An 11926-nucleotide genomic window follows, 5' to 3' on the forward strand; every position below is an offset into this window, starting at 1 on the left:
TGGGATGGTCATGGGAATGCGTGTGCTTGCCGCCATGTCGGGCGGCGTCGACTCAGCCGTGGCCGCCGCGCGGATCGCCGAGGCCGGTCACGATGTCACCGGTGTGCATCTGGCCCTGTCGGCCAACCCGCAATCGCACCGCACGGGCGCGCGCGGCTGCTGCACGGTCGAGGACTCGCGCGACGCCCGCCGCGCCGCCGACGTGATCGGCATCCCTTTCTACATCTGGGACATGGCGGAGCGCTTCCAGCGTGACGTGGTGGAGGACTTCGTCGCCGAGTACGCGGCCGGTCGCACCCCCAACCCGTGCCTGCGCTGCAACGAGAAGATCAAGTTCGCGGCGGTGCTCGACCGGGCGCTGGCGCTCGGCTTCGACGCCGTCGCCACCGGCCACCACGCCCAGCTCGTCGACGGCGTGCTCTCGCGCAGCGTCGACGCCGGCAAGGACCAGTCGTACGTGCTCGGCGTGCTCACCCGCGAGCAGCTCAGCCACGCGATCTTCCCGCTGGGCGGCTCCACCAAGGCCGAGGTGCGCGCCGAGGCCGCCCGGCGCGGCCTGACCGTCGCCGACAAGCCCGACAGCCACGACATCTGCTTCATCGCCGACGGCGACACGCGCGGCTTCCTGGCCAAGCGGCTCGGCTCGGCCGAGGGCCCGATCGTCGACGAGGGCGGCGAGGTCGTCGGCAGCCACCACGGCGCCCACGGGTTCACCGTCGGCCAGCGCAAGGGCCTGCGCATCGACCGGCCCGCGCCCGACGGCCGGCCGCGCTACGTGCTGTCGATCGAGCCGGTGTCCAACACGGTTACCGTCGGCCCCCGCTCGGCGCTGGAGGTCACCTCGATCTCCTGCGAGCGCCCGGTGTGGAACGGCCCCGAGGCCGACGGCGAGCTGACCGTCCAGCTCAGGGCGCACGGCGAGGTCTACGGGTGCCGCTTCGAGGAGCGTGACGGCGGTCTGGTCATCGACCTCGACCGGCCCGCGACCGGGGTGGCGGCGGGCCAGGCCGCGGTGCTCTACTCGGGCGCCACGGTGATCGGCTCCGCCACCATCGCCTCGGCCGCCTAGAGCGTGACCGACTCGCCGGTCTTCAGCCGCCGCATGTCGGCCTTCTGCACGTCGGACTCCAGCCGCAGGTAGTTGTCGACCAGGCCCAGCCCGAAGTCGTTGAGCAGCCCGTCATGGGTGGAGAACGCCCGGGCGGGCCGCACCTCCCGCAGATAGCCGACCATCTCCGACAGCTTCATCCACGGCGCGTTGGTGGGCACCAGCAGCGTGGGCACCTCGACGCCCGGCACCGTCAGCGCGTCGCCGGGGTAGAACACCTCGTCGTCCACGAGAAACCCGACATTGCTGACGATCGGCACGTCCGGATGGTTCTTGGCGTGCCACTCGCCGAACACCCGGACCGAGAAACCGGCGGCCTGGAAGTCGTCGCCGTGCTCCACCACGTGGACCCGGACCGGCACGCCGGACAGCTCGGCGGCGACGGCGGCGCAGGTCCAGACCTCCAGGCCGGGCGAGGCGGCGGCCAGCCGGTCGATGTCGAGGTGGTCGGCGTGCTCGTGCGTGACCAGCACCGCGTCGGCGCCGTCGAGCACCGGATCGGCGGTGAACGTGCCCGGGTCGACCACCAGGACCTTGCCGTCCTTCTCCAGGCGTACGCAGGCGTGACCGTACTTCGTGAGCTTCATCTTCGAGAGCCTACGCTTGTCCCATGTTGACGTGGGGAGCCACCGGAGTCGGGTCGCATCCGGGCGAGGATCATCTTGAGGCGTTGCGCGTCGTGTTCGGGGAGGTGCCGGGCCTGCCCTACCTGCCGGAGCTGCCGGCGCGGGGGGTGGGGGCCGACCTGGTGGGCCGTACGGCGGCGCTGCTCGTGGACCTGCCCGTCGAGGTCCAGCCCTCCGGGTGGCGGATCGCCGGCCGGCCGGGCCGCGACCACCAGCGGGCGCTCGACCACCTCCGGCGTGACCTCGACGGCCTGGAGGAGGTCGGCCACGACTACGCCGGGCCGCTCAAGCTGCAGGTGTGCGGGCCGTGGACGCTGGCCGGGGCGATCGAGCTGCGCCACGGCGACAAGGTGCTGTCCGACCGGGGGGCCGTGCGCGACATGATCGCCTCGCTGGCCCAGGGCGTCGCCGACCACTGCGCGGACGTGCGGCGGCGGCTGCCCGGCGTGACCGGGATCGTGCTGCAGCTCGACGAGCCGGGGCTGCCCGGCGTGCTGGCGGGCACGGTGCCGACGGCGTCCGGGTTCGGGCGGCTGGCGGCGGTCGAGGAGTGGCGGGTGGAGGAGTCGCTGCGCTCCTTCACCGACCCGGTGGTGCACTGCTGCGCGCCGTCGGCGCCGTTCGCGCTGCTGCGCCGGGCCGGCGTGCGGGCGGTCTCGGTGGACGCGTCGCTGATCAGGCGGCGCGAAGAGGACGCCGTCGGCGAGCTGGTCGAGGCCGGGATCGGGCTGCTGCTCGGGGTGGTGCCCGGCAGGGACGCGCGGCTGCCCGACGTGGGCGTGGTGGCCAAGCCGGCGCTGGAGCTGTGGCGGCGGCTCGGGTTCGCGCCGGAGCGGCTGGCCGGGCAGGTCGTGCTGACCCCGTCGTGCGGGCTCGCCGGGGCCTCGCCCGCCTACGCCAAGGCGGCGCTGGCGGCGTGCCGGAGGGCCGCCGACGTGCTGCGGGACGATCCTGGCAGCGAATAGGCTGGAGCGGCTACGGAGGGGAGTGCACGGGGTGAGCGAGCAGGCAGGGGGCGTGCCCGTGACCGCGCTGGAGCGGCACGCCGAGCTGAGCGAGCTGGTCGAGGACGCACGCTACCGCTACTACGTCGAGGACCAGCCGACGGTCAGCGACGCCCAGTTCGACGCGTGGTTCAACGAGCTGCTGGAGCTGGAGCGGGAGCATCCGTCGCTGCAGACGCCCGACTCGCCCACGCAGAAGGTCGGCGCCCCGGCGGCCGGCGACTTCGCCAAGGTCGACCACCTGGCCCGGATGGAGAGCCTGGACAACGTCTTCAACGCCGAGGGCATGGCGGAGTGGACTGCCAGGGCCGAGCGGCTGGCCGAGCACGACCCGGGCCCCTACCTGTGCGAGCTGAAGATCGACGGGCTGGCCGTGGCGCTGGTCTACCGTGACGGCAGGCTGGAGCGGGCCGCCACCCGCGGCGACGGGCGCACCGGCGACGACGTCACGGCCAACGTGCGCACGATCAAGGGCATCCCGCATCGGCTCATCGGCGACGACGTGCCGAGCCTGGTCGAGGTGCGCGGCGAGGTCTACATCCCGGTCGAGGACTTCAAGATCCTGAACGAGCAGCTCGTCGAGCAGGGCGTCGCGCCGTTCGCCAACCCGCGCAACTCGGCCGCCGGGACCCTGCGCCAGAAGGACCCGCGCGTCACCGCGCAGCGGCCGCTGCGCATGCTCGTGCACGGCGTCGGCGTCTGGGAGGGCGCGGCAGAGCCGCAGGCCCAGTCGCAGGTCTACGACCGGCTGCGCGAGTTCGGGCTGCCGGTCAGCGACCTGTACAAGGTGGTCGACGACCTCGACGGCGTCAACGCCTACATCGAGCACTACCGCGAGCACCGCCACGACCCGGCGTACGAGATCGACGGCGTGGTGGTCAAGGTCGACAGGTTCCGCATCCAGCGCGAGCTGGGCTCCACCTCGCGGGCGCCGCGCTGGGCGATCGCGTACAAGTACCCGCCGCAGGAGGTCAACACCAAGCTGCTGGACATCCAGGTCGGCGTGGGGCGCACCGGGCGGATCACCCCGTTCGCGGTGATGGAGCCGGTCGTGGTGTCCGGCTCGACGGTCGAGCGGGCCACGCTGCACAACGCGGCCGTGGTGGTCAAGAAGGGCGTGCTCATCGGCGACACGGTCGTGCTGCGCAAGGCGGGCGACGTGATCCCGGAGATCATCGGCCCCGTCGCCGCGCTGCGCGACGGCACCGAGCGGCCCTTCGAGATGCCGACCCACTGTCCCGAGTGCGGCACCGAGCTGGCCTACGAGCGCGAGGGCGACGCCGACCTGCGCTGCCCCAACGCGCGCGGCTGCCCGGCGCAGATCCGCGAGCGGCTGTTCTTCGCCTCGCGGCGCTCGGCCCTCGACATCCGCGGCCTCGGCTACGTCGCGGCCACCGCGCTCACCCAGCCGATCCCCTCGCAGGAGCCGGTGGTGCGCACCGAGGCCGACCTGTTCGACCTCACGCTGGAGCAGCTCGTCCCCATCAGGTCCGTGGTGCGCGACAAGGACTCCGGCCTGCCCAAGCTCGACGAGAAGACCGGCGAGGAGAAGGTCGTCTCGTTCTTCTCCAACGTCGACGGCCGGCCCAGCCAGAACGCCCACCTGCTGATGGACGAGCTCGCCCGCGCCAAGGAGGCGCCGCTGTGGCGGGTCCTGGTCGCGCTGTCGATCCGGCACGTCGGCCCGCCCACCGCGCAGGCGCTGGCCAGCGCGATGGGGTCGATCGAGGCCGTCATGAACGCCTCGGAGGAGGAGCTGGCCGAGGTTCCCGACATCGGCCCGCGCGTGGCGGCGACGATCCGGGAGTGGTTCCAGGTCGACTGGCACCGCGAGATCGTCACCCGCTGGAAGGCGGCGGGGGTGCGCATGCGCGACGAGCCGCCCGCGGACGTCGAGGAGCTGCCGCAGACGCTCGACGGGCTCACGTTCGTGGTGACCGGCACGCTGCCCGACCACACCCGCGAGCAGGCGGGCGCGGCCATCGCCGCGCGGGGCGGCAAGGTGGCCGGCTCGGTGTCGAAGAAGACGTCGTTCCTGGTCGCGGGGGAGAACGCCGGGTCGAAGTATGACAAGGCGCTCTCGCTGAAGGTGCCGATCCTGGACGCCGAGGGCTTCCACGCCCTGCTCGAACAGGGCCCCGAAGCCGCCGCCGAGCTGGCCTTCAAGGAAGAAACCCCGCCTACGTAGCGTTGGGCTAATAACACGCTGGGTGGGTATATGCCGGGAAGGCGACGTGACGGAACGTACGCGCTTGGTTTCGCGAAGTGGGGTTAAGGTCGTACCCTCCCATAGTGACCTAATGGGGGTTCTGTTACCGATGACTGACCCAACCGACACCCGCGACACAGGACCGCGCGTCGGCACGCCCCTCTGGGCGTTCCTCGCGGGCGTCACCGTGATCGGCTTCACCGCGCTCGTCGTCGCCCTGCTCAGGCTCGACACCGCCGAGTTCGCCGAGCTCGTCCGCACGCCGCTGTTCTGGGTGCTCGCGGTCCTGGTCGTCCTCGGTGAGCTGCGGCCCGTCATGGTGTCGTCCGCCACCGCCGTGGGCGGCACCTACCCGTCGACGATGTTCACCTTCGCCGTGCTGCTCCACTTCGGGCTGCCGGTCGCCGCGCTCATGCAGGCCGTCGCCGTCGTCGTCAACGGCGTGGCCACGCGCAAGGCCTGGCACCGGGTGATGTTCAACATCGCCCAGTCGACGCTCGCGCTGACCACCGCCGCCGTGGTGCTCGGCGTGTTCCGCATCGTGCCCAGCGCCGCCCTGCCGTGGGTGCCCTCGGGTCCCGACCTGCTCGCCATCGCGCTGTCCGGCGTCGCCTACTTCGCCGCCCGCGCCATGCTCGTCAGCGGCGCGGTCGCCCTGCACGAGCGCCGCTCGATCGTGCGCGTCCTGCGGGTCACCGCCGGTCCGCAGAGCCTCGTGTACGCCGCGCTCCTCGGCCTGGCCCCGCTGGTCGTCGTCGTCATGAGCCATTCGCCGGGGCTGGTGCCGCTGTTCGTGGCGCCGCTCGCGGCCGTTTACTTCACCGCCACGCTCTCCATGCGCCGTGACCACCAGGCGCTGCACGACGAGCTGACCGGGCTGCCCAACCGCAAGATGCTCATCGTCTCCACCGAGGAGGCGCTCGCCGAGGCCCGCCAGGACGAGCGGGTCGGCCTCTTCCTCCTCGACCTCGACCGGTTCAAGGAGGTCAACGACACGATGGGGCACCCGGTCGGCGACCGGCTGCTGCAACTGGTCGCCCACCGCCTCACCCACTCTGTCCGGCCCGGCGACGTCGTGGCCCGGCTGGGCGGTGACGAGTTCGCGGTGCTGCTGCCGTCCATCCGCGACGCCCACGCGGCCCGCGAGGTGGCCGCCCGGCTGCGGGCCGCGCTGACCGAGCCCGTACGGCTCGAAGGCATGTCCTTCGACCTCGACGGCTCCGTCGGCATCGCCCTCTACCCCGACCACGCCCCCGACTTCGAGCTGCTGCTCCAGCGCGCCGACGTCGCCATGTACCTGGCCAAGGAAGGCCGCACCGGGGTGGAGCTCTACCAGCCGGACAAGGACCGCAACTCGCCCGAACGCCTGAACCTGCTCGGCGACCTGCGCCGCGCCATCGACAACGCCGACCTCAAGCTGCACTACCAGCCCAAGGTCGGCCTCACCGGCGGCGCCATCTACGGCGTCGAGGCGCTGCTGCGCTGGCACCACCCCGTGCACGGGCCGATCGCCCCGTCCGACTACATCCCGCTCGCCGAGCAGTCCTACCTCATGCGCCAGCTCACCGAGTACGTCGTCCACGAGGCGCTGGAGCAGGCCGCCCGCTGGTGGCACACCGGGCTGCAGATCCCGATCTCGGTCAACATCTCCGCCCGCGACCTGCTCGGCTCCGCGCTGCCCGAACAGCTCGAAGCCGGCCTGGCCAAGCTCCGGCTGCCGCCCGCCGCCATCCAGCTGGAGGTCACCGAGCGCATCCTGACCGGCGAGCAGGCCTACACCCACGAGACCATCAAGGCCCTGGCCACGCTCGGCGTCCCCCTGGCGCTCGACGACTTCGGCACCGGCTACTCCTCGCTCATCCGGCTCCAGCGGCTGGCGGTCTCCGAGGTGAAGATCGACGCCTCGTTCGTGCGCCGCATCGCCGAGTCCGAGGACGACGACCGCATCGTCCGCTCCATCGTCGACCTGGTCCGCTCCCTCGGCCTGCGCTCGGTCGCCGAGGGCGTCGAGTCCGACGAGGTCGCCCTGCGGCTGGCCGAGATGGGCTGCGACGTCGGCCAGGGATGGCTGTTCGGCCAGCCCATGCCCGCCGCCGACGCCACCGCCTGGCTGCTGCGCCGCGCCGACGCCTCCTACGACCTTCGCTCCGAGGTCACCCAGACCGCCTGACCAGCGGACCGGCGCACGGGTAATGGTTCGGAGGCGATCGGCCGACGCCCCTAGGATGTGAGTGTCCAAACTCCATCCACGAAACGGGTTCAACGACTCATGTCCGCCATAACCCGCGACGAGGTCGCGCATCTGGCCCGGTTGTCCAGGCTGGCGCTCACCGACGACGAGCTCGACCACTACGCCACGCAACTCGATGCCATCATCGAGTCGGTCGCGAAGGTGGCAGAGGTCGCCGCCGAGGACGTGCCGCCTTCGTCGCACGCTCTCCCGCTGACCAACGTTTTCCGTCCCGACGAGGTGCGACAGTCCCTGACGCCCGAGCAGGCCCTTTCGGGCGCTCCCGCCGTCGAGGACGACCGCTTCCGGGTGCCGCGCATCCTCGGGGAGGAGGCATGAGCCTGATCCGCAAGACGGCCGCCGAGCTGGGCGCGATGATCGCCGCCGGTGAGGTGTCGGCCGCCGAGGTGGCCGAGGCGCACCTCGACCGGATGGCCGAGGTCGAGCCCAAGGTCAAGGCGTTCCTGCACGTCGACCGCGAGACCACGCTGGAGCAGGCCAGGGCCGTCGACGCCCGGCTGAAGGCGGGGGAGAAGCTCGGGCCGCTGGCCGGGGTGCCGATCGCGCACAAGGACATCTTCACCACCCGCGACATGCCGACCACGGCCGCGTCCAAGATCCTGCAGGGCTGGCGCCCGCCTTACGATGCGACCGTGACGCGCCGGCTGCGCGAGGCCGGGCTGGTCATCCTGGGCAAGACCAACCTGGACGAGTTCGCCATGGGCTCCTCCACGGAGAACTCTGCCTACCAGCTCACGCACAACCCGTGGGACCTGACCAGGGTGCCCGGCGGCTCGTCGGGCGGCTCCAGCGCGGCCGTGGCCGCCTATGAGGCGCCGCTGTCGACGGGCACCGACACGGGCGGCTCGATCCGCCAGCCGGCCGCGGTGACCGGCATCGTGGGCATGAAGCCGACCTACGGCGGCTCGTCCCGCTACGGCCTGATCGCCTTCGCCAGCTCGCTCGACACGCCGGGCCCGTTCGCCCGCAACGTGCTCGACGCCGCGCTGCTGCAGGAGGCGTTCTCCGGGCACGACCCGATGGACTCGACCTCCATCGACGCCCCGGTCCCGTCCGTCGTCGAGGCCGCCCGCAACGGTGACGTGGCCGGGATGCGCATCGGCGTGGTGCGCGAGTTCGCCGGCGGCGACGGCGTCCAGCCGGGCGTGCTGGCCCGCTTCAACGAGGCCGTCCAGCTCCTGGAGTCGCTCGGCGCCAAGGTCGTCGAGGTCTCCTGCCCGTCGTTCGCGAGCGCGCTGCCGGCCTACTACCTGATCGCGCCGTCGGAGTGCAGCTCCAACCTGGCCCGCTTCGACGCCATGCGCTACGGCCTGCGCGTCGGCGACGACGGCACGCGCAGCGCCGAGGAGGTCATGGCGCTGACCCGGGCGGCCGGGTTCGGCCCCGAGGTCAAGCGGCGCATCATGCTCGGCACCTACGCGCTGTCGAGCGGCTACTACGACGCCTACTACGGCCAGGCGCAGAAGGTCCGCACCGTCATCGCCCGCGAGTTCGAGGCCGCCTACCAGCAGGTGGACGTGCTGATCTCGCCGACGACGCCGACGACGGCGTTCCCGATCGGCGAGCGCGCCGACGACCCCATGGCCATGTACCTGGCCGACCTCTACACCATCCCGTCCAACCTGACGGGCAACGCGGCCATCTCGGTGCCGTGCGGCCTGGCGGACGAGGACGGTCTGCCGGTCGGCCTGCAGATCATGGCCCCGGTCCTGGGCGACGACCGCTGCTACCGGGTCGGCGCCGCCGTCGAGAAGGCCCTGGAGAGCCGCTGGGGCGGCCCGTTGCTGAAGGAGGCCCCGTCGCTATGACCATGGTCTATGACGAAGCGCTCGAACGGTTCGAGCCGGTGCTCGGGCTGGAGACGCACGTCGAGCTGGGCACCAACTCCAAGATGTTCTGCGGCTGCCGCACCGCGTTCGGTGCGCCGGCCAACACGCAGGTGTGCCCGACGTGCCTGGCGCTGCCCGGCGCGCTGCCGGTGGCCAACGCCGCCGCGATCGAGTCGACGATCCGGATCGGGCTGGCGCTCAACTGCTCGATCGCCGAGTGGTGCCGCATGGCCAGGAAGAACTACTTCTACCCGGACATGCCGAAGAACTACCAGATCTCCCAGTACGACGAGCCGCTCTGCTTCGACGGCTATATCGACGTCGAGGTCTACGGCGAGACGGTGCGGATCGAGATCGAGCGCGTGCACCTGGAGGAGGACACCGGCAAGTCGACCCACGTGGGCGGCGCGACGGGCCGCATCCACGGGGCCGATTACTCGATCGTCGACTACAACCGGGCGGGCATCCCGCTGGTCGAGATCGTCACCAAGCCGATCCCGGGCACCGACCGGCTCGCGCCGGAGGTGGCCAGGGCGTACGTGACGGAGCTGCGCGAGATCATGCGCTCGCTGGGCGTCTCCGACGTGCGCATGGAGGAGGGCTCGCTGCGCTGCGACGTGAACGTCTCGCTCATGGAGCGCGGCGCCTCCGAGTGGGGCACCCGTACGGAGACCAAGAACGTCAACTCGCTGCGCAGCGTCGAGCGGGCGGTGCGCAGCGAGATCGAGCGGCAGGCGGGCGTGCTGGCCGGCGGCGGCCGGATCGTGCAGGAGACGCGCCACTTCCACGAGGACACCGGCACCACCACGCCCGGCAGGTCCAAGGAGGAGGCGCAGGACTACCGCTACTTCCCCGAGCCGGACCTGGTGCCGATCGCGCCGGACCCGGCGTGGGTGGCGGAGCTGAAGGCGGCGCTGCCGGAGCTGCCGTCGGTCAGGCGCAAGCGGCTGCAGGCCGAGTGGGGCCTGTCCGACCTCGACATGCAGGCGATGCACAACGCCGACGCGATCGAGCTGGTCGAGGCGACGGTCAAGGCGGGCGCGCCGGCCGCCGACGCGCGCAAGTGGTGGATGGGCGAGCTGGCCCGCCGCGCGAACGAGACGGCGACGCCGCTGGCCGACCTGCCGATCACGCCGGAGCAGATCGCCCGGGTGACCGAGCTGGTGGCGTCCGGTGCGCTCAACGACAAGCTGGCCCGCGAGGTGCTGGAGGGCGTGCTCGCCGGTGAGGGCACGCCGGACGACGTCGTGGAGAAGCGCGGGCTCAAGATCGTCAACGACGAGGGCGAGCTGTCGGCGATCATCGACGAGGTGCTGGCGGCCAACGCCGACGCGGCCGACAAGGTGCGGTCCGGCAAGATCGCGGCGGTCGGCGCGCTGGTGGGCGGCGTGATGAAGGCCAGCCGGGGCAAGGCCGACGCGGCTCGGGCGCGCGAGCTGATCCTGGAGAAGCTGGGCGTCTCCGCCTAGCGGTTCCGCACGTCCGTACGCGGCCTAGGTCCATCTGACCGGGTGGACCTAGGACCGCGGCGGGAGGTGCCCGCGCGCGCGACGGCCTAACGTCGGGTCCCATGAGACGAACTGCGTTGACAGCCGGCCTGGTGGCGATGGTGTCACTGGTGGCCTTCGAGTACGTCGCCGTCGCGGTGGCCATGCCCGTCGTGGCGGCGGATCTGGACGGTGTGGGACTTTACGGCCTGGCGTTCAGCGGGGCGATGGCCGCCGCCGTGGTGGGCACGGTGCTCGGCGGGCGGTGGGCCGACCTGCGCGGGCCGCTGGCGCCGTTGTGGACCGGGGTGGCCGGTTTCATCGGCGGCCTGTTGCTGGCGGGGCTGGCGCCCTCGATGGAGGCGCTGATCGCCGGGCGGCTGGTGCAGGGCTTCGGCGGCGCGCTGGTGAGCGTGGCCCTCTACGTGGTGGTGGCGCGGGCCTACCCCGAGGAGCTGCATCCGAAGATCTTCTCCCTGTTCGCCACAGCCTGGGTGGTGCCGTCGATGGTGGGGCCGGCGATCGTCGGCCTGGTGGTCGACACGCTGGGCTGGCGGTGGGTGTTCCTGCTGGTGCCGATCCTGACCGTGGTGAGCGGGCTGGTGCTGGCGCGCGGGGTCGCCGGGCAGCCGGTGCGCGGCGGCCAGGGCACGCCCGCGCCGGGGCTGGCGGCCAAGGTCGCCTGGGCGGCCGTGACGGCGGTGGCGGCCGGGCTCATGCAGTACGGGAGCGGCGGGTCGCCGGTCCTGCTGGTCGCCGGGCTGGTCATCCTGGCCGTGGCGCTGCCCAGGCTGCTGCCCGCCGGGACGCTGCGGGCCGCCCGCGGGCTTCCGGCGGTGGTCGGGCTGCGCGGGCTGGCGACCGGGGCGCTGTTCGCCGCCGAGGTGATCGTGCCGCTCATGCTGGTGCAGGAGCGCGGGCTGTCGCCGTTCCTGGCCGGGATCGCGATCACCGGCGGCGCGGTGACCTGGTCGTTCGCGTCGTGGCTGCAGGGGCGCGAGGTGTTCGGCCGGATGACGAACCTGGTGCTCGGCTCGGCCGCGCTGGCGGGCGGCATCCTGCTCATGGGCGCGGTGACGTTCGACGGGGTGCCGGTCGCGGTGGCCTACCCGTCGTGGATCCTGGCCGGGTTCGGCATGGGGCTGATCTATCCGACGCTGTCGGTGCTCACGCTGGAGCTGTCGGCTCCGGGCGAGGAGGGCGTCAACAGCTCGGCGCTGCAGGTGGGGGAGTCGGTGTTCTCGGTGGTGGCGGTCGCGATCACCAGCGCGCTGTTCACCGCCGTCGGCTCCGCCTACTGGGCGGTGTTCGCGGCCACGCTGGTGATGGCGCTGGCGGGCCTGGCGATCGCGCCCCGCGCGGTCCGCTCGGCCGCGCCCGCCGCCACCGCGTCGGCGTGACCCGCGGGCCCG

At 72.3% G+C, this 11926-nt stretch carries 9 protein-coding genes; 8 read left to right on the forward strand and 1 reads right to left on the reverse strand.

What is annotated here, in order from left to right:
* Positions 1 to 10: 10 nt before the first annotated feature.
* The gene (gene mnmA / locus KME80_RS05855) at positions 11 to 1069 is read left to right on the forward strand and encodes a tRNA 2-thiouridine(34) synthase MnmA (RefSeq protein ID WP_219501045.1); all 1059 of its coding nucleotides are present in this window, start codon (positions 11 to 13) and stop codon (positions 1067 to 1069) included.
* Here mnmA and KME80_RS05860 read toward each other — a convergent pair.
* Positions 1066 to 1695, reverse strand: a complete 630-nt coding sequence (locus KME80_RS05860) for an MBL fold metallo-hydrolase (RefSeq protein ID WP_219501046.1) — start codon at positions 1693 to 1695, stop codon at positions 1066 to 1068. The two genes, mnmA and KME80_RS05860, sit on opposite strands and share 4 nt — an antisense overlap.
* Positions 1696 to 1718: 23 nt before the next feature.
* On the opposite strand from KME80_RS05860, the gene KME80_RS05865 reads away from it, so the two are divergent.
* The 7 genes from KME80_RS05865 (at position 1719) to KME80_RS05895 (ending at position 11914) form a co-directional block, all read left to right on the forward strand.
* Positions 1719 to 2699: a methionine synthase gene (locus KME80_RS05865; protein WP_219501047.1), complete on the forward strand. Its 981-nt coding sequence runs from the start codon at positions 1719 to 1721 to the stop codon at positions 2697 to 2699.
* A 31-nt stretch (positions 2700 to 2730) separates the two neighbouring features.
* On the forward strand, positions 2731 to 4926 hold the full coding sequence (gene ligA / locus KME80_RS05870) for an NAD-dependent DNA ligase LigA (protein ID WP_372455343.1): 2196 nt from the start codon (positions 2731 to 2733) through the stop codon (positions 4924 to 4926).
* 130 nt (positions 4927 to 5056) lie between these two features.
* Complete coding sequence (locus tag KME80_RS05875) at positions 5057 to 7117, forward strand: putative bifunctional diguanylate cyclase/phosphodiesterase (protein WP_219501050.1); 2061 nt, start codon at positions 5057 to 5059, stop codon at positions 7115 to 7117.
* A gap of 99 nt (positions 7118 to 7216) precedes the next feature.
* Positions 7217 to 7516 (forward strand): Asp-tRNA(Asn)/Glu-tRNA(Gln) amidotransferase subunit GatC, encoded by a 300-nt coding sequence (gene gatC / locus KME80_RS05880; protein WP_049556801.1) that lies wholly within the window; start codon positions 7217 to 7219, stop codon positions 7514 to 7516.
* Positions 7513 to 9006: an Asp-tRNA(Asn)/Glu-tRNA(Gln) amidotransferase subunit GatA gene (gene gatA, locus KME80_RS05885; RefSeq protein ID WP_219501052.1), complete on the forward strand. Its 1494-nt coding sequence runs from the start codon at positions 7513 to 7515 to the stop codon at positions 9004 to 9006. The genes gatC and gatA overlap by 4 nt, the downstream gene beginning before the upstream one ends.
* Positions 9007 to 9008: 2 nt before the next feature.
* Complete coding sequence (gene gatB / locus KME80_RS05890; protein WP_219501228.1) at positions 9009 to 10496, forward strand: Asp-tRNA(Asn)/Glu-tRNA(Gln) amidotransferase subunit GatB; 1488 nt, start codon at positions 9009 to 9011, stop codon at positions 10494 to 10496.
* A gap of 101 nt (positions 10497 to 10597) precedes the next feature.
* Complete coding sequence (locus KME80_RS05895; RefSeq protein WP_246644121.1) at positions 10598 to 11914, forward strand: MFS transporter; 1317 nt, start codon at positions 10598 to 10600, stop codon at positions 11912 to 11914.
* Positions 11915 to 11926 lie beyond the last annotated feature (12 nt).

Origin of the sequence: Nonomuraea ceibae, from assembly GCF_019396325.1 — a bacterium.
Lineage (GTDB): Bacteria > Actinomycetota > Actinomycetes > Streptosporangiales > Streptosporangiaceae > Nonomuraea > Nonomuraea ceibae.